The organism is Pseudomonas aphyarum, assembly GCF_028657055.1.
GTDB lineage: Bacteria > Pseudomonadota > Gammaproteobacteria > Pseudomonadales > Pseudomonadaceae > Aquipseudomonas > Aquipseudomonas aphyarum.
Map to the genome: position 1 here is coordinate 192,974 of NZ_JAMDGS010000011.1, position 18,641 is coordinate 211,614.

Sequence of the window (18,641 nt, forward strand, 5' to 3'; positions counted from 1 at the left end):
GCTCCGTCCACGTTTCCGGGCGCATGCTCACACTTATAAGAACAAGAACGTTGCCTATGACCCTCAGCTTCGACCTGTCGGGCCCCTCCGTGGAGCCTCGGGTGATCCGCAAGCATTACGCCACCCAGATGGCGGTCGAGCGCACGCGCCTTCTTTATCAGGGTTCGCTGTTGCCCACCCTGTTCATGTTGATCAATGGTCTGGTCTGCGCCGGTCTGCTCTGGAGCCCGCAGCGTTATTTCGTGGTCAGCGTCTGGCTGGTGTGGCTGTTGTCGCTGGTGGCGTTGCGGGTGATTCAGGTTGCCGCGTTCGATTCGGCGATTCCCGATCGCCAGGCCCAGCCGATCTGGGGGCGGATGTTCCTGCTCGGCTCCACCATGACCGGCTTGACCCTCGCTGGCGCCGGCATCGCTCTGGTCCCGGCCGACAATTTCATGCAGCAAGCCTGGGTGTTCGGCCTGATCGGCGCCGCGACCCTGTCGGCCAGCGTGGCCTACGCCGTGAGCATTCCGGCCTTCCTTTCCTTTACCTTGCCGTGCCTGCTGCCGGCCATCGGCTACCTGTTCTGGGGCGGTGACGAACTGGCGCGCGGCTGGGGCTGGCTCGGGCTGATCCTGCTCGGCTCGCTGAGTGTGGTGGCGTGGCAGGTCAATCGGCTGATCGATCGCGGTCTGCTGCGCCGCTTTCAGAACCAGCACCTGATCGAATACCTGCAACAGGCGCAAACCCGCAGCGAACAGCTCAATCAGGAGTTGGCGAAGGAAATCGAGCATCGCCGCTGCGCCGAGGGCAAGTTGCGTGAAGCGCAGGTCGAACTGGAAAATCGGGTCGCTCAGCGCAGCCGGGAACTGGACGTCGCCAACCAGGCCCTGAGCAAAAGCGAGGCGCGCCTGGCCCTGGCGTTGAAGGCCAGTGAACTGGGGCTGTGGGACTGGAACCTGCAGACCGACGAAGTTCACCACACCCAGATTCAGGAGCTGTTCGGCCTTGACCCGGAATACGTCACCGGGCTGCTCAGGCATCTGCGGCCACGCCTGCACCCGGAAGACGTGCCGCCGCTCAAACGGGCGTTGATCGAGCACTTGAAGGGGCGCACCGAGGATTATCAGATCGAATACCGCGTGCGCCATGGCGACGGCCACTGGGTCTGGATTGAAGACCGTGGGCGGGCGGTGGAGCGCGACGAGAACGGGCGGGTCATCCGCATGGTCGGCACCCGCCGCGACATTAGTGTCAGCAAAAGCCTGGAAGCCCAGCAACAACTGGCGGCGACGGTGTTCGAGGCCGCCAGCGAAGGCATCGTGATCCTCGACCCGAATTATTCGCTGATCGCCATCAATCAGGCTTTCAGCCGAGTCACCGGGTATGACATCGACGACATGCTCGGGCGCAACGTCGTCGAACTGCCGTGCAGCCGCGACGCCCGCCGGCACTACGTCGCGATCCGCCACGCGCTGGAACAGCACGGCAGCTGGCAGGGCGAGCTGGTGGAAACCCGCAAGAACGGCGAGCTGTATCCGCAATGGCTGCAATTGAATGCCGTGCGCGACAGTCGGGGAAATGTCAGCCATATCGTCGGCTTCTTCGCCGATCTGTCGGCGCGCCGCGAATCCGAAGAGCGCATGCGCTATCTGACTCACTACGACGAACTCACGGGTCTGGCCAACCGCTCGCTGTTCCGCGAACGCCTGCACGAAGCCCATCAGCGCGTGCGGCAGGGCGGGCGCCGGAGTCTGGCGCTGCTGCATATCAATCTGGATCGCTTCAAGCTGCTCAACGACAGCCTCGGCCACGAGATCGCCGACCAGTTGCTGCAAAAAATGTCCCGTCGTCTGGTCAACGCGCTGCCGGAGGCCGACACCATTGCCCGGCTGTCCGGCGACGAGTTCGCAGTGCTGTTCGACGCCTACGGCAACCTGTCGAGCCTGGCGCGGGTCGCCACGCGATTGTCGACCAAGCTGCGACTGCCGTTGACCGTGGAAGGGCATGAACTGGTGGTCAGTGCCTCGATGGGCATCAGCATGCTGCCGGATAACGCGCGGGAGATTTCCGCGCTGGTCAGCCAGTCGAACATGGCCATGCAACATGCCAAGCACCTGGGCGGCAACAACTTCCAGTTCTACACCGACAGTCTGCAGGCCAGCACGCTGGAGCGCCTGCAACTGGAAAACCAGCTGCGCAAAGCCATCGAGGAAAAGCAGCTCAACGTCTTCTATCAACCGAAACTGTGCCTGGCGACCGGCCGTCTCAACGCGGCGGAAGCGCTGGTGCGCTGGGATCATCCGACCATGGGCCGAGTGCCTCCGGGAGATTTCATCGGCCTGGCCGAAGAGACCGGGCTGATCGGGCCGATCGGCGAGTTCGTGCTGCGCCAGGCCTGCTGGCAGGCGTGCGAATGGCAGCGTCAGGGGCTGGCGCCGATCCGGGTTTCGGTGAACCTGTCGGTGCATCAACTGCGTCAGGGCAAACTGGTCAGTCTGGTGCGTCAGGTGCTGGAGGAAACCGGCCTGGCGCCGCACTACCTCGAACTGGAACTGACCGAAAGCCAACTGCTCGACAGCGTCGAACACATCATCGCCACGTTCCAGCAGTTGCGGGATCTGGGCGTGAAACTGGCGATCGACGATTTCGGCACTGGCTATTCATCGCTGAGCTATCTGAAACGGATTCCGGTGGACTACGTGAAGATCGATCAGGCCTTTATTCGCGGGTTGGGCGAGGGCAGCGAGGACGCGGCGATCACCCGGGCGATCATTGCGATGGCTCATGGGCTGTCACTGAAAGTTGTCGCCGAAGGTGTCGAGCGATCCGAGCAGCTGGCGTTTCTGAAAGCTGAAGGTTGCGATGAAGTGCAGGGCTATCTGATCAGTCGTCCGGTGGAGGCGGTCGGCCTTGCCGCGTTGCTGCGTGAACAGGAAAAACCGCTGTAAAGGGCTACATGCAGCGCATGTCGCCTGATCCGGGGGGATCGAGTTACGCATTGAGCAGGCAAAAAGCCGATTCATGTAGTATAACTACAAGCTTGCTACATCCCCGGCATCTGGCCAAAGCACATCTTTCCATAACAAGAGTCCAGCCCCTTGAATCTGCTGCAACACATCGCCCAGTCACGTCACCTGTTACGCAAGTCGGAGCTCAAGGTCGCCGACCACGTGCTGCTTGACCCTGCGGCAGTGATGCACAGTTCCATGGCCGACCTGGCCCACAGCGTCGGCATCAGTGAGCCGACCATCGTGCGCTTCTGCCGGGCCATCGGTTGTTCCGGTTTCCAGGATCTGAAACTCAAGCTCGCGCAAAGCCTCGCGGCCGGCGCCAGCTTCGGTCAGTTCGCGATCCATGAAGACGACTCCGTCGCCGACTACAGCCTGAAGATTTTCGACACCACGTTGCACACGCTGATGGAGGTGCGCGAAAAGCTCGACCCTCTGGAGCTGCAACGGGCGGTGACGCTGATGTCTCAGGCCCAGCGCGTCGAGTTCTACGGTTTTGGTGCGTCGGGCGCGGTGGCGGCGGATGCGCAGCACAAGTTCTTCCGTCTGCTGCTGACGGCGGCGGCGTATTCCGACCCGCACATGCAGGCAATGTCGGCGGTGACGCTGAAGCCGACCGATGTGGCGATCTGCATTTCCCAGTCCGGCCGTTCCAAAGATCTGCTGATTACCGCCAACCTCGTTCGCGAGAGCGGCGCGTCGCTGATCACCTTGTGCCCGAGCCAGACGCCGCTGGCCGAGCTGTCGACCGTCAACCTGGCGATCGATGTTCACGAGGACACCGAAATCTACACCCCGCTGACGTCGCGTATCGCTCACCTGGTGGTGATCGACGTGCTGGCGATGGGCGTGGCCATGGCGCGCGGACCGAGCCTGGTCAACCACCTCAAGAGTGTCAAGCGCAGTCTGCGCAGCTTGCGGCTGTCGCCAAAATCGGTGAAAGCGCTGGATGACTGATCGTGATGGGGTGAAGGCAATCTTCATCTGCCTGTAACCCCGACGCAGCCAAACCGTCATCCCTCGCGCCTATCGTGAAACTCCCGTAATCGCCTTGGGAGACTCGAAATGGCTCAGCCTTACGAAGAACGCAACAGCGCCGCGAAAACCCGTCGTCAGCAGGAAGACCAGCGCCGCATGGAGTTTCGCCGCGCTATCGAAGATCGCTTCGAACTCCGACAGCTTCAGGCCGAAATCGGCGATTTTCCCGAGGACATCAATCACTGGCAGGCAGCACCGGCAGCTTCCCGTCGAAGCGCTCAACCAGCGCGCTGATCTGCACCCGTTCGCTGCGGATAAACGCCAGGAAGGCGTGGGCCACCGGTGACAGCCGCTTGGCTTTGGCTTGCACCAGGCACCAGCTGCGAAACAGCGGCAGTTCTTCGACCGGCAGTTCCACCAGGCCGCCGGTCGCCAGCTCCAGGTTCAGGGCGTGGCGCGTCAACAGCGCCAGGCCCAGACCCGCCACCACGCATTCACGCTGGGCTTCGGCCGACGCCACTTCCTGGGTCTGGGTGAAGTGCACGCGCTTCTCCTTGAAATACTCCTCGCAGGCCAGTCGCGTGCCCGAACCGGGTTCGCGGATCAGCAGGGTGTAAGGTTCCAGGTCCTGCAAGCGCAGCGGGCCCATGTGCGCCAGTGGATGATCCGGCCGCGCCACGGCCACGATCGGGTTGTTGAGGAACGGCAGGAATTCCAGGCCCATGTCCTGCGGCACCATCGACATGATCACCAGATCGTCGCGGTTGTCGGAGAGCCGGCGGATGACCTGGCCACGGTTGACCACCGTCAGTTGCAGGTTAACTTCCGGGTGCTGGCGCTTGAACGCCGCGAACAGGTGCGGCACGAAGTATTTGGCGCTGGATTCCACCGCCAGCTTCAACTGGCCCTGCAGCGAGCCCTGCATGTCCGACAGCTGCATGTCGAGGTTTTCCAGGCGACCAAAGATGTCCCGGCTGGCGCGCTGAAGTGCTTCGGCGGCCTCGGTCATGTAGAGTTTTTTGCCCACGTAATCGAATAATGGCTGGCCGATCAGCTCTTCGAGCTGACGAATCTGTAGGCTGACGGCCGGTTGTGTGAGCGACATTTCCTCGGCGGCGCGGCTGTAGGAGCGCAAATCGCACACTTCGTTGAAGATCTGCAATTGACGCAATGTCATACGCATCAAGGACTTACGCATTTTCTACCGACTCTGGCCGCGGGCTGATGCGTTGACTATAAGTCTTTACTTATGCCTGACCCAATTTTTATTCATTTTTGTTAATCCCTTGTCAGCGCTAGTGTGGAGCCGAGACCAGATTGAAACATTTGGTCACGTGCCGACCTGGGTCTAGCAGGTCGTGGTGCCACCGGCTCAAGGGAACCTCCAAGTGATAACAAAGATCCTGATCGCCAACCGTGGTGAGATTGCCGTACGAATCGTGCGTGCCTGCGCCGAGATGGGCATCCGCTCGGTCGCGATCTATTCCGACGCCGACCGGCATGCCTTGCATGTGAAGCGTGCGGACGAGGCCCACAGCATTGGTGCCGAGCCGCTGGCCGGTTACCTGAACCCGCGCAAGCTGGTGAACCTGGCCGTGGAAACCGGCTGCGATGCACTGCACCCCGGCTACGGTTTCCTCTCGGAAAACGCCGAGCTGGCAGACATCTGCGCCGAACGCGGCATCAAATTCATCGGCCCGTCGGCGGAAGTCATCCGCCGCATGGGCGACAAGACCGAAGCGCGCCGCAGCATGATCAAGGCCGGTGTGCCGGTCACGCCGGGCACCGAAGGCAACGTCTCCGGCATCGAGGAAGCGTTGAGCGAGGGCGACCGCATCGGTTACCCGGTGATGCTCAAGGCCACTTCCGGTGGTGGCGGTCGCGGTATCCGTCGCTGCAACAGCCGCGAAGAACTTGAACAGAATTTCCCCCGGGTCATTTCCGAAGCCACCAAGGCCTTCGGTTCGGCGGAAGTGTTCCTGGAAAAATGCATCGTCAATCCCAAGCACATCGAAGCGCAGATCCTCGGCGACAGCTTCGGCAACGTCGTGCATCTGTTCGAACGTGACTGCTCGATCCAGCGCCGCAACCAGAAGCTGATCGAAATCGCCCCGAGCCCGCAACTGACCCCGGAACAGCGCGCCTACATCGGCGACCTGTCGGTGCGCGCAGCCAAGGCTGTGGGTTACGAGAACGCCGGCACCGTGGAGTTCCTGCTCGCCGAGGGCGAGGTGTACTTCATGGAGATGAACACCCGGGTGCAGGTGGAGCACACCATCACCGAAGAAATCACCGGGATCGACATCGTCCGCGAACAGATCCGCATCGCCTCCGGCCTGCCGCTGTCGGTGAAGCAGGAAGACATTCAGCATCGCGGTTTTGCCCTGCAATTCCGGATCAACGCCGAAGACCCGAAAAACAACTTCCTGCCGAGCTTCGGCAAGATCACACGCTACTACGCCCCCGGCGGCCCGGGCGTGCGTACCGACACGGCGATTTACACCGGCTACACCATCCCGCCGTTCTACGACTCGATGTGCCTGAAACTGGTGGTCTGGGCGCTGACCTGGGAAGAGGCCATGGACCGTGGTCTGCGCGCCCTCGACGACATGCGTCTGCAAGGCGTGAAGACCACCGCCGCGTACTACCAGGAAATCCTGCGCAACCCGGAATTCCGTAGCGGCCAGTTCAATACCAGCTTCGTTGAAAGCCACCCTGAACTGACCAACTACTCGATCAAGCGCAAACCCGAAGAGCTGGCCCTGGCCATCGCCGCCGCCATCGCCGCCCACGCAGGCCTGTGAGGAATAGAACAATGACTAAAAAGATTTTCGTAACCGACACCATCCTGCGCGACGCTCACCAATCGCTGCTCGCCACCCGCATGCGCACCGAAGACATGCTGCCGATCTGCGACAAGCTCGACAAAGTCGGCTACTGGTCGCTGGAATGCTGGGGCGGCGCGACCTTCGACGCCTGCGTGCGTTTCCTGAAAGAAGACCCGTGGGAGCGTCTGCGCCAACTGCGCGCCGCGCTGCCCAACACCCGTCTGCAAATGCTCCTGCGCGGCCAGAACCTGCTGGGCTACCGCCACTACAGCGATGACGTGGTCAAAGCGTTCGTCGCCAAGGCCGCGGTCAACGGCATCGACGTGTTCCGTATCTTCGACGCGATGAACGACGTGCGTAACCTGCGCGTGGCAATCGAAGCGGTGAAGGCTGCCGGCAAACACGCCCAGGGCACCATCGCATACACCACCAGCCCGGTGCACACCATCGACGCGTTCGTCGCCCAGGCCAAGCAAATGGAAGCCATGGGTTGCGACTCGGTGGCGATCAAGGACATGGCCGGTCTGCTGACCCCGTACGCTACCGGTGAGCTGGTGCGTGCACTGAAAGCCGAGCAGTCGCTGCCAGTGTTCATCCACTCCCACGACACCGCCGGCCTGGCAACCATGTGCCAGCTCAAGGCGATCGAAAACGGTGCCGACCACATCGACACCGCGATCTCCAGCTTCGCTTCGGGCACCAGTCACCCTGGCACCGAATCCATGGTCGCTGCACTCAAAGGCACCGAGTTCGATACCGGTCTGAACCTGGAGCTGTTGCAGGAAATCGGCCTGTACTTCTACGCCGTGCGCAAGAAATACCACCAGTTCGAAAGCGAATTCACCGCCGTCGACACCCGTGTTCAAGTCAACCAGGTGCCGGGCGGGATGATTTCCAACCTGGCCAACCAGTTGAAAGAGCAGGGCGCTCTGAACCGCATGGGCGAAGTGCTGGCGGAGATCCCGCGCGTACGTGAAGACCTCGGCTTCCCGCCGCTGGTGACCCCGACTTCGCAGATCGTCGGCACCCAGGCGTTCTTCAACGTGCTGGCCGGCGAGCGCTACAAGACCATTACCAACGAGGTGAAGCTCTACCTGCAAGGCGGCTACGGCAAGGCGCCGGGCACCGTGAACGAGAAATTGCGTCGTCAGGCCATCGGCAGCGAAGAGGTGATCGACGTACGCCCGGCCGATCTGCTCAAACCGGAAATGACCAAGCTGCGTGCCGATATCGGCGCACTGGCTAAGTCCGAAGAAGACGTGCTGACCTTCGCCATGTTCCCGGACATCGGCCGCAAGTTCCTCGAAGAGCGTGCCGCCGGCACCCTCACCCCGGAAGTGCTGCTGCCGATCCCGGAAGCGGGCAAGGTGGCTTCGGCCGGCGGCGAAGGTGTACCGACCGAGTTCGTCATCGACGTCCACGGCGAAACCTACCGCGTGGACATCACCGGTGTCGGCGTGAAGGCCGAAGGCAAGCGTCACTTCTACCTGTCCATCGACGGCATGCCGGAAGAAGTGGTGTTCGAACCGCTCAACGAATTCGTCGGCGGCGGCAGCAGCAAGCGCAAGCAGGCTTCGGCACCGGGCCATGTCAGCACCACCATGCCGGGCAACATCGTCGATGTGCTGGTCAAGGAAGGCGACACCGTCAAGGCGGGCCAGGCTGTGCTGATCACCGAAGCGATGAAGATGGAGACCGAAGTCCAGGCGGCGATTGCCGGCAAGGTAACCGCTATCCACGTTGCCAAGGGCGACCGGGTGAACCCGGGCGAAATCCTGATCGAGATCGAAGGCTGAGATAACGGCCTCGATACAACGCTTTAAACCTCGGGGGAGCATGTGCTCCCCTTTTTTTTGCTTTCAAAGTGCTGCCGCAACCTGCGGCAGCAGCCAGTCTGGGCTCAGAACGCCATTCGCCACTGGCCCGATACACCATGGTTTCGGCTGTCGGTACCGATCTCACCCGACAAGCCCACACCGAGTGTGTGGCTGGACGAGACGGCCAGATCAAGCCCGGTGTCGAGCGTCAGACTGTTGCGATCCAGCTCTGCCCCGTAAACGGTGTAGTCATGGCCGCCGGTGACCAGACGTTGTCGGGTGCTGGTGTAGGTCTCGCCATAAACGTGTTTCCACCCCGCGCTGAATCGTGGCGTGAGGCGCATGCCGTTATCCAGGGTGCTGACTTTCGCCATGCGCAGGCCGATGGTGGTGTTGAAGTTGCCCTGGGATTGAGCGTGAACCTTGAGCGCCGCCGCTCCGCCTTTTTCGGTATAGCCGTCGCGCTGGTAGCGTTGGTAGCCGAGGCTGGCAAACGGCTCGATGCTGACGTTGGCCCGCCCCAGGTTGTATCCCGACTCGATGAGCGCTTGTTGGGTAGTGGCCTGGTAGTTGCCTTTCAGTCGGTCATGGAAGCGGCCGAACGCGACTTCGCGGCGGGTACTGCCTTCATGGTTGCTCCAGGCCGCGCCTAACCGAATTGACAACAGACCGGTCTGGCGCAAGGCGTAGGCGCCGAGGTGCCAACTGTCGAGGTCGCCGTCCAGTTCCTTGCTGTCCATGCGCGTGTCGGAGGTGCCGCCCATCAAGCCCAGTCGCCATTCTTCGTCGAGGCGCCAGTCCGCGCCTAGCAGCAGTCCTTTGGTGGAATGCTGCATGGGCTCCACATCGCGATCCAGTTTCCCGCTGTGGCCGAGGGCCTGCAGCCAGACCCTGCCGCTCTCGGCGTTTCCGGCTGCGTGGCGGGGTGCGTCTGGTTGATTGTCATGCAGGTTATCGAGTTGGTGCATGGCCGACAGCAAGCTGGCGCTGACCGGTGTGACGCTGCTCAAGGTTGCTTTGGCGAGGTTGGCGTTGCTGCCACCGGCCAGTTGATCGAGGGCAAGGGCGGCCGTGGTTTCGTCGGCAGCGAGCAGGGTCGCAACGGCTGCGTTGCCTGGCGGCGGAGGGGAGTCCGTTGACTGTGGCTGGTCAACCACTTGGGTTTGTTGAGCTGCGGGTGTTTCGGCCAGAACCGGTTCCGGTAAGGGCACTGGTTTTTCCAGGCTTTCTTCGAGCGCGCTGCCGCTTTGCGTCGTGGCGACTTTCTCGGCGGGAATGCCCTCGGGTGCAGGAAGGGGGGAAGCTGGAATCTCAGTGCTGACCGGAAATGTTTCTGGCGTCGGAGCGATACTTTCAGCAAGCAGTGGCTCTGGAGCGAGACTGGGCGGAGCAGGTTTTTCTTTCTTCTTGCGCGCAGGCTTGGGTTTCACTTCGTCCATGACAGGCGCGTCGGGCTCCGACTGCTCCGCCAGAGAAAAATCCACGCAACCGACTGCCAGCGCAACCGCGAGGACAAGATGTTGGAGCTTGTATTTGCATTGAATGGGCATTCCGTTTGCCTCAGGTGAAATGAGGCCAAACTGTAAAAGTCGATGCCGGTGCGCCGATGCCGGGCAATTCCGAACCGTGTGCAGGTGATGACGTCTGCTTTTGTAGCCCGGGCGCTGGCAGGTAATGAACCCGCCATAATTACCCGATCGACCAGACGCCTTTACCTACAACACCCGCTGAAATCCGGATTGGCGAAATCTCAAAAACTCATCTGCCACTGCCCGATCAACCCGTGATTACGGCTGTTGCTGCCAATCTCGCCGCTGTATCCCAGCCCCAGCGTATGCCGCGCGGAAATGCCAAGATCCAGCCCTGCTTCGAGTACGAGGCTGTCGCGATCCAGCGAGCTGCCATCGACGCTGAACGCCGTGCCGCCAACGACGAAGGCCTGACGGGTCGAGCTGCTGACATCGCCATAGGTGTGCTTCCAGCCGGCGGCCATGCGCGGTGTCAGGCTCATGCCATTGTCCAGCGAGCTGAGGTGCGCCAGACGTACGCCGAAGGTGCTGCTGAGGTTGTCCTGGGTCTGGCTGTCGACCTGCAAGGCCGCGGCGCCGCCCTTTTCCTGATAGCGGTCGCGGTGATAGCGCTGGTAGCCGAGGCTGGCGAACGGTTCGGCGCTGAGCCGGCCAGTGCCCATGGCGTAGCCGAGTTCGGCGAACGCTTGCTGGCTGTCGGCGTCGTAATCGCCCTTGGGACGATCGCTGAAACCATTGAACGCGATGGTGCGCTTGCTTTCGCCCTGATGGCCGCTGTACGCCGCGCCCAGGCGCAAGGCGATCGGGCCGTTTTGATGCAGCGCATAAACGCCGGCATGCCAGCTCTCGACATTGCCGTCGACGCCGGTGGCGTCCAGGTCGGTCTTCGAATAGCCGCCGAGTACGCCCAGACGCCATTGCGGATTCAGTGCCCAGTCGGCACCGAGCACGCTGCCCTTGGTGCGCTGTTCCAGACCGCTGCTGCCGTGTTCGCCATCCAGCTTGCCGTAGCCACCGATGGCCTGCAGCCAGAGCCGGCCCCGGGCGTTCGGATCATTCAGGTTTCGCGCTTCGGACGGTACGCCGTTGGCGGCGAGGATCGGCGTATCACGCTGATCGAGGCCGACCATCAAGCCTGGGCTGCCACCCATTTGCTGCATCGCCGAGAGCATGCTGCTGCCGACCTGGCTGCTGGCGCCGAGGGTGGCGCTGGTCAGGTTGGCGTTGCTGGCGCCGGCCAGTTGCTCGATGGCCGCGCCTGCACTGCTTTGAGTGGTGTTGAGCAGGGCGTTGTACAGCGCATTGTTCTTGCCCATCGAGGCCAGGCTGTTGGCGGCGTTGCTGCCGTTGCCGGTGGCGGCGAATTCATTGAACGCCACGTCATTGCGGGTGTAAGTCAGGTCGACCTGCGTTGGCGTATAAGCGAGGGTCGGGGTCAGGAACGCGTAGTCGCTGGTGACCGCGCCGAACGTGCCGTTGACCCGCGTTGCCTGCAGCACCGTGTAATGGCTCTGCCACGGATACGTGCCGCTGCCGGGGTTGACCGCCAGTGTCGCGCCGTTGAGGTTGGCCGTGCCGCCGACCTGGACCGGCGCGCTGCTGCCATCGGCGTTGACGCCGTAGGCGAGGGTGGATGCGCTGCCCATGTTCAAGTCGTGCACGATGGTCGCGGTGCCGAGGCGGGTGTCGGTGCGCAACGTGCCATTCACATTGAGGTTGCCTACCGAACCACCGCCGGCATACACACCTCCGGCGTCCACGGTCAGGTTGCCGGCGATACCGCCCTGGTTTACCAGCGTGGCGCCGCTGCGCACGGCACCGCCGTCGCTGAAGTCGTCGCTGCCGGTGAGTGTCCAGGCGCCTTGTTTGACTTCCAGCCATTCAAAGTTGCGGCTCGCACCGAAGCTGCCGCCCGCCGCGTCGTCCATCACCACGCGGTCATAACCGCTGCCGCCATCGACCACGCCGACAAAGCGGCTGCCGTTGCGCAGGGTCAGGCTGTCATTGCCGCCACCCAGGTCCAGCGCCAGGCCGTTGCTGCCGCTGATAGTGCCGCCGTTGATCACGTTGTCGGCGAACTCACCGACGAATTTCACGCCGAAACCGTCGAGGCCCTGGATGGTGCCGTAGTTCTCCAGCGTGGTGGCCGCCAGCCCAGAACCGCCGCTGCCGTCGTCCACCAGAATGGCACTGTTGGCACCGCTGATAAGGGCGCCCTTGGCGTTGAGAATGTAACCGCCGCCCAGCGCAATGCCTTCACTGCCATTGGCGAAGCCACCCTTGTCCACACCACCGGCGCCGACGCCCTGAATGGTGCCGTAGTTTTCGATGTGGGCAATCTTGTCGATGTCCACCCCGTCGCCGTCACCGTTGGGTTGCAACCCGGAATAGGCGCCAGTGATGGTGCCGTGGTTGATCACCGTGCCGTCGCCATCGGAACCGAAACCGGAGCCGTTGCGCCCGGTGATCTGCCCGTAGTTGACCAGCGCCGCCCCCAGATCGGTGGTGATGCCATGACGACCACCGGAAATCACGCCGTAGTTGGTCACGCTGACGCCGGTCGCGGTGTCGATATCGATGCCGTCGAATTTCTGGTCGGCGTTGTGCGAGTCGCCAGTGGAAATCTCGCCGTAGTTGCTGATGGTCGCGTTCGTGCCGGTTTTCATGCCGTCGCTGGCGTCGCCACGAATCAGCCCGCCCGCGCGGTTGATGATGGTGGTTTTGACCCCGTTGCTGCGCAACGCATCCAGATCCAGACCTTGGCCTGTGGTCGAGCGAATGGTGCCGCTGTTGTCGATCAACAGGCTGCCGCTGACGAAGTTGCTGTCGATGCGAATCGCGTCGTTGGAACCGAGAATCTGCCCACCGCTGCGGTTGTAGATGGCGTAGTTGCGTGTCTGGGTCAGGTCGCCACTGCTGTCGATGGCCCGGCCGCCCGTGGAGATGATCTTGCCGGCGTTGTCGATGATTACGCCGGCACCGCTGGTGCCGTCCTTGAGGCTTACCGCCTTGCCGCTGTTGGTGATGCTGCCCGGTGCCGAAATTGTCAGCGTGTCGCTGCCGCCCAGTGTCTGCGACGCGGTGGTGGCGGTGTCGATCTGCACGGTCTTGCCGTGGGCGGCACTGGTGGCGATCAGCAGGGCAATGGCAAACGACAGGCGCTGCGGCGGGAAGGGCATGGGGAGAACGTCCTTTTTGTTATAAGCGGGGCGTCCTGTATAGCGGAGGGTTTTTACAGAATGATGTCCATGGCGGACTCAGCGGCATCTGCATTATTTTGCGTTTATTTCGAGGTTTAAACCCTTAATCTGCACTTTAATGCATGTTGACGAGTCTCTCGCTCTTCTGAAATGCACTATATTGCACTTGTAGTTCACCAAACGACCGCAGTAATGCATTTAATTGCAGATGAGAGCCGCATGCACAACCTGACATTGCAGATATTCGACGCCGGCAAATGGCACGACGCGATGGTGTTGAGTTTCGACTCGCCCGAAAAAGGCTTCGAAAGCCGCTGCAGCTTTGGCTACGAGTCGGCGTATCTGGTCGAAAACATTGAGGCCATCGGCTCCCCTTTTTCCAAGGCCGTGAGTGCGCTTTTCCCCCTTGATTGGGAAGGCCGGCGATCCATCACGCCTGCATTCGTGCATGACATCGCGCCGGCAGGCGCCGCTAAAAGGTTTCTTCTTGCACGTCTGGGACAGGAGAAACCTGCAGGCATCAGTGCCGATCTTTATCTGCTTGGTCGCTGCACTCCAGCTCCGATCGGCAACATGCGGATAAAAGAATCGGCCGAGTCTGTCGATGAGCGCAAGCCCATCGGTTTTCAGCGTCAGGAGGTCGTCAGCCGTGACCACCGCTTCCTTGAATATGCCTATGAAATGGGAGCTGCGATTGGTGGGGCGACAGGGGCCGGAGGTGAGGCTCCCAAGATTCTCCTGGCGGAGGATCGTGCCGGACTTCTGTACCCCGATGCTGTGCTGGATGATGAAAACGTCCATCAGCACTGGTTTGTGAAATTCGCCCGGAATAAGGGAAGTCAAACCGATCAAGACATCCTGCGCAGCGAATTCCATTACTACCAGGCGCTTCAGGCACTGGGCATTGAAACCGTCGCGGCAGAAGGTTTGGCATTAGAGGAAGCGAACAAACCCAGCTTGTGGATGCAGCGTTTTGATCGCCAGGTGACGAGCCGTGGGGTAGAGCGTTTTGCCGTGGAGTCGATTTATTCGCTGGCCGAGGTGACGACGCCGGGAAGCGCGATGAGCCATATGGATGTCATTCGCATGCTCGCCGAACTCTGGCGCAATGCGGGGCAAGCGGATCAGATTCCGGCACTGGTGGCGGACTATTTACGTCGGGACCTGATCAACAAAATTCTTGGCAATTCGGACAACCACGGTCGCAATACCGCAATCATTCGTGACGAGGGTTCGTATCGTCTGGCCCCCATTTATGATCTGGCGCCCATGGTCATGGATGACGAAGGTGTGACCCGCACGACCAAATGGCCAAAAGAGCTGGAGAGGGCGGGAGATGTCGATTGGCGAGGGGTTTGTCGCGCATTGGCGGATATTTCCGATCCGGATGATCCATTGGCAGGGTTGTCCGACGCGCCGGAGTCTTTCGAGCGCCTGCGTGAAGATGCGCAGTGCCTGGCCGAGTTGCCGGACATTTTGAGCGCCAGCGGTTTGCCTGACCGGACAATGAATCATCCGGGCGTCCACCTGAAAAACCTGGAGCAACGATTGAAAGAGTGGGATCTGAAATGAGCATGACCGTCGCCGAGCGCACCGTGCTCATCGAAAGCATTCAAGAAGCGCTGGCTGAAGGAACCGTAGAAATCGGTGAAGCCGTTCGCCGTTTACGCGTGGAGGTGACCGGGCTGCATCAGACCCAGTTCGCGAAGATGTGCAAGATTTCGGTACGCACGCTGGTGCACATCGAACACGGTGAGGGTAATCAGACACTGAAATCCCTGAATGCCGTGTTCCGCCCGTTCGGGCTGAAAATGGGCGTGGTACGGGTTCGGCGAAACAACAGCTGAACCCGCAACCTGCTTAGTGTCGATCGAGTTTCAACCGCGGCACTCGACCAACCCCTTCACCTGCCCATCCGCGGTCTGATTCTCATCGCTCAACCAGCGTTCGAACCCCGCCGCAATCGCCGGCCATTCCGAGTCCAGAATCGAGTACCACGCGGTGTCGCGGTTCTGGCCTTTCACAACCATGTGCTGGCGAAACACACCTTCGAAGCTGAAGCCCAACCGCTCGGCCGCGTATTTGGAGCGGGCGTTGCCGTTGTTGCATTTCCATTCGAGGCGGCGATAGCCGAGGGCGAAGGATTCTTTGGCCAGCAGGTAGACCGCCTCGGTGCTTTTCGGCGAGCGCTGCATCGGGGCGCCGAAGGTGACGTGGCCGATTTCGATGCGGCCCTGGGCCGGGACGATCGACATCAGGCTGAGGATGCCTTGCACCTGGCCGCTGGCGCGGTCGATGACGCTGAAGAAATACGGGTCGCTGTGGGCGGCGTGGTTGTTCAGCCAGTCATTGAAGGCGCTGCGTTCCGGGAACGGGCCGTAGGGCAAGTAATCCCAGAGTTTCGGGTCGGCGCCCGGGCCTTGCAGGGCATTGAACAGATCGTCGCCGTGGCGCGCCGGGTCGAGTTTTGCCAGGCGGATGAAGCGGCCTTCGATCAGGGTGGTGGAGGGCGGCGGCACGCCTTTCCAGTCCGCGAGAGAAATCGTCATGCGCGTGACTCCTTAAATGGCTTTGCGAAACTGGATGAAACCCGGGCGTTCGGCGATGCGCTCGTAGAGCTGGATCGCCGTGGTATTGGTTTCGTGGGTCAGCCAGTGCACCTTGCAGCAACCGTCGGCCTTGGCCGTGGCGTAAACGTGTTCGATCAGCAGGCGCCCGACGCCAGTGCCACGGGTTTGCGGCTCCACCAGCAGGTCTTGCAGATAGCAGGAGTTTTCGATGCTCCAGTTCGAACGATGGTAGATGAAGTGCACCATGCCCACCGCTTTGCCGTCGGCCCAGGCAAGGGCGGCGTGAGTCGGTTCGTTCGGGTCGAGAAAACGCTGCCAGGTGCTTTGGCTGACGGCCTCCGGCAATTCGGTGTTGTAGAAACGCAGGTAGGCCTGCCACAGCGGCAGCCAGGCGGCGTGATCGGCGGCACTGACCGGGCGGATGTCGATCTGACTCATGGTGATTTCCTTAACGCATCAGGTGAGCGAGGGTTTGATCGTTGATGTCGGGGCTGGCGGCCAGGCCCTCGCGCACGCCGGCGATATCTTCGGCGCTGCGGTTCTGGCTGAGCTTGCGTTTGCCTTCGAGGCGGTCGATCGGAATGGCGAACCCGACGATGGCCTTGAGCATGCCGTCAATGTAATCGGCCGGGGCATCGTCGACCGACCAGGGCTGGGCGCGGCCCGCTTCATGGCGGTTGGTGAGGGTGCTGACGATGTCCAGCAGACGGCCGCCATCGCTGAACGTTTCGGCGTGACCGTAGGCGTGCACGGCAACGTAGTTCCAGGTCGGCACGACTTTGCCGTGCTCGGCCTTGCTCGGGTAAAAGCCCGGGCTGACGTAGGCATCGGCACCGGAAAAAATCAGCATCGCTTCGGCGCCGTCACGCAGGTCTTTCCACTGCGGATTGGCCTTGGCCAGATGCCCGTACAGCGTGCCGTTCGGACCTTGTTCGCGATGCAGCAACACCGGCACATGACTGGCCTGCAAGCCTTGTTCGCCGTGTGTCACCAGGATGGCGAGGCGGGTGGCGAGGATCAGTTCGTGCAGTTGGGACAGGTCGTCGATGGCAAAGGCGCGGGGCGTGTACATGGAGAAAATTTCCTTGGCGAATGGCTGCATCGTAGGCAGGCTATTGGTCTGTTGTAAGAGCCATTGATGACCAATTTCATAGGTCCATTGTCATGCCCGATTCGACCACGCTGTCGCTGCCGTTCAACCCTGCCGGTATCGAGCTCGACCGCCGCAAAGGCCTCAGTCGTCAGCTCTATCAGGCCTTGCGCCTGCGGGTGCTCGACGGGCGCCTGGCCAGCGGCACGCGACTGCCTGCCAGTCGCGATCTGGCGGCGGCGTTGGGGATTTCCCGCAATAGCGTGGTGCGCGCCTACGATCAGCTGTATGCCGAAGGTTTCATTGAAGGCCGGGTCGGGGACGGCACTTATGTGGCGCAGTTGCCGCAATCGGTGACGCCCGCGAAAAAATTATCCACAAAAGTATCCACAGGGTTTTCAACAGGCTTACCCACAGCCTTATCCACAATTTCGGTCAATTCCACTGGTGATTCATCCAGCAAAGTTATCCACAGTGGTGCATTGCAGCGGCTTGAGCAGAACCATTTACCGACGCCACCGAGTGGACCGCCACGGGCGTTCCGGGTCGGTGTTCCGGCATTCGATCTGTTCCCGTTCGACGTCTGGGCCAAGCTGAACGCGGCGTTTTGGCGCAAACCCGACTTGCAGCAACTGTGTTACGGCGACCCGGCAGGCGATGCGCGCCTGCGCGGTCTGATCGCCGCTTATTTGCGCAGTTCGCGCGGCATGCAGTGCTCCGCTGAGCAAATTGTGATCACCAGTGGCGCGCAACAGGGAATCAGCCTTTGTGCACAGTTGCTGGTGGAGCCGGGTGCCGGCGTGGGCATCGAGAATCCCGGCTATCGCGCAGCGGGTCATGCGTTCGCTTTGGCCGGCGGTCGGCTGCACGGCATTGCCGTGGACGAAGAGGGCATCGACTGCGCGGCACTGGCGGCCGCCGAAGATTGTCGGGTGGCTTATGTCACGCCGTCTCATCAATACCCGACCGGGGTGGTGATGAGCCTGGCGCGACGCCTGGAACTGCTGGCCTGGGCCGAGCGCACCGGCGGCTGGATCGTCGAGGACGACTACGACGGCGAGTATCGCTACACCGGCGCACCCTTGGCCCCGCTGGCTGCGCTCGACCGCCAGGGTCGCGTGTTGTACGTCGGCACTTTCGGCAAAGTCGCGTTCCCGGCGCTACGGCTGGGTTATCTGGTGTTGCCACCGGGACTGGTGGAGGCCTTTTCTCAGCGGCGCGCGGTGGATGTGCGGCATTCCGAAGTGAGCACTCAGGCGGTGATGGCCGAGTTCATGGCGGCCGGGCACTTCCAGCGGCATATCCGGCGGATGCGTCGGGCAGCCCTGAGTCGGCGTAACGCCCTGATCGACGGTTGGCCACACGGATTGGCGGGTGTGGGTGAACTGCCGGCGGTGTCGGCCGGACTGCATCTCGCCGTGGCGGTCGACAGCGTGGCCCGCGAGCAACAATTGACCGAGCTGGCCGCCAGCGTGGAAGTGGAAGTCCAGGGGTTGAGCAAATACTGGCTGCCAGACTCGACGACGCCGATCGATCAGCGCGCCGGTCTGGTGCTGGGTTTTGCGGCGGTGCCGGAGCCAGCGATCAAGTCAGCTCTGGCCCGGCTGCGCAAAGTCTGGTGCGATTAATGTTCTTTCGG

General features: G+C 61.8%; 14 protein-coding genes. 8 read left to right on the forward strand and 6 right to left on the reverse strand.

Annotation, left to right across the window (positions count from 1 at the left end; all coding sequences use genetic code 11):
- Positions 1–56: 56 nt before the first annotated feature.
- The 3 genes from M5G18_RS16945 (at position 57) to M5G18_RS16955 (ending at position 4,262) form a co-directional block, all read left to right on the forward strand.
- Positions 57–2,930 carry a putative bifunctional diguanylate cyclase/phosphodiesterase gene (locus tag M5G18_RS16945; protein ID WP_273898176.1) on the forward strand — a complete coding sequence of 958 codons (2,874 nt, stop codon included), beginning with the start codon at positions 57–59 and terminating at the stop codon, positions 2,928–2,930.
- Between the two features lie 150 nt (positions 2,931–3,080).
- Positions 3,081–3,947 carry a transcriptional regulator HexR gene (hexR, locus tag M5G18_RS16950; protein ID WP_007954250.1) on the forward strand — a complete coding sequence of 289 codons (867 nt, stop codon included), beginning with the start codon at positions 3,081–3,083 and terminating at the stop codon, positions 3,945–3,947.
- A 108-nt stretch (positions 3,948–4,055) separates the two neighbouring features.
- Positions 4,056–4,262 (forward strand): PA3496 family putative envelope integrity protein, encoded by a 207-nt coding sequence (locus tag M5G18_RS16955; RefSeq protein ID WP_007954251.1) that lies wholly within the window; start codon positions 4,056–4,058, stop codon positions 4,260–4,262.
- On the opposite strand, the gene M5G18_RS16960 is transcribed toward M5G18_RS16955, so the two are convergent.
- Positions 4,204–5,166: a LysR family transcriptional regulator gene (locus tag M5G18_RS16960; RefSeq protein ID WP_007954252.1), complete on the reverse strand. Its 963-nt coding sequence runs from the start codon at positions 5,164–5,166 to the stop codon at positions 4,204–4,206. The genes M5G18_RS16955 and M5G18_RS16960 overlap by 59 nt on opposite strands.
- 190 nt (positions 5,167–5,356) lie before the next feature.
- On the opposite strand from M5G18_RS16960, the gene M5G18_RS16965 reads away from it, so the two are divergent.
- Together M5G18_RS16965 and oadA are read left to right on the forward strand one after the other, a co-directional pair.
- Positions 5,357–6,772 (forward strand): acetyl-CoA carboxylase biotin carboxylase subunit, encoded by a 1,416-nt coding sequence (locus tag M5G18_RS16965; RefSeq protein WP_007954255.1) that lies wholly within the window; start codon positions 5,357–5,359, stop codon positions 6,770–6,772.
- 11 nt (positions 6,773–6,783) lie between these two features.
- Complete coding sequence (oadA, locus tag M5G18_RS16970) at positions 6,784–8,592, forward strand: sodium-extruding oxaloacetate decarboxylase subunit alpha (RefSeq protein ID WP_007954260.1); 1,809 nt, start codon at positions 6,784–6,786, stop codon at positions 8,590–8,592.
- Between the two features lie 104 nt (positions 8,593–8,696).
- Here oadA and M5G18_RS16975 read toward each other — a convergent pair whose 3' ends face one another.
- Complete coding sequence (locus M5G18_RS16975; protein ID WP_420793311.1) at positions 8,697–10,052, reverse strand: autotransporter outer membrane beta-barrel domain-containing protein; 1,356 nt, start codon at positions 10,050–10,052, stop codon at positions 8,697–8,699.
- Between the two features lie 311 nt (positions 10,053–10,363).
- Positions 10,364–13,321, reverse strand: a complete 2,958-nt coding sequence (locus M5G18_RS16980) for an autotransporter outer membrane beta-barrel domain-containing protein (protein ID WP_273898177.1) — start codon at positions 13,319–13,321, stop codon at positions 10,364–10,366.
- Between the two features lie 240 nt (positions 13,322–13,561).
- On the opposite strand from M5G18_RS16980, the gene M5G18_RS16985 reads away from it, so the two are divergent.
- Positions 13,562–14,914: a HipA domain-containing protein gene (locus M5G18_RS16985; protein ID WP_273898178.1), complete on the forward strand. Its 1,353-nt coding sequence runs from the start codon at positions 13,562–13,564 to the stop codon at positions 14,912–14,914.
- The gene (locus M5G18_RS16990) at positions 14,911–15,189 is read left to right on the forward strand and encodes a helix-turn-helix domain-containing protein (RefSeq protein WP_064379753.1); all 279 of its coding nucleotides are present in this window, start codon (positions 14,911–14,913) and stop codon (positions 15,187–15,189) included. The genes M5G18_RS16985 and M5G18_RS16990 overlap by 4 nt, the downstream gene beginning before the upstream one ends.
- Before the next feature lie 30 nt (positions 15,190–15,219).
- On the opposite strand, the gene M5G18_RS16995 is transcribed toward M5G18_RS16990, so the two are convergent.
- The 3 genes from M5G18_RS16995 to M5G18_RS17005 are packed head-to-tail and all read right to left on the reverse strand — an operon-like array spanning position 15,220 to position 16,984.
- Complete coding sequence (locus tag M5G18_RS16995; RefSeq protein ID WP_273898179.1) at positions 15,220–15,891, reverse strand: GNAT family N-acetyltransferase; 672 nt, start codon at positions 15,889–15,891, stop codon at positions 15,220–15,222.
- A gap of 12 nt (positions 15,892–15,903) precedes the next feature.
- Complete coding sequence (locus M5G18_RS17000) at positions 15,904–16,350, reverse strand: GNAT family N-acetyltransferase (protein WP_273898180.1); 447 nt, start codon at positions 16,348–16,350, stop codon at positions 15,904–15,906.
- A 10-nt stretch (positions 16,351–16,360) separates the two neighbouring features.
- The gene (locus M5G18_RS17005) at positions 16,361–16,984 is read right to left on the reverse strand and encodes an FMN-binding negative transcriptional regulator (RefSeq protein WP_273898181.1); all 624 of its coding nucleotides are present in this window, start codon (positions 16,982–16,984) and stop codon (positions 16,361–16,363) included.
- Between the two features lie 92 nt (positions 16,985–17,076).
- Between M5G18_RS17005 and pdxR the strand changes: the two genes are divergently transcribed.
- Positions 17,077–18,630, forward strand: coding sequence for a MocR-like pyridoxine biosynthesis transcription factor PdxR (gene pdxR / locus M5G18_RS17010; protein WP_273898182.1), 1,554 nt, complete (start codon positions 17,077–17,079; stop codon positions 18,628–18,630).
- Positions 18,631–18,641 lie beyond the last annotated feature (11 nt).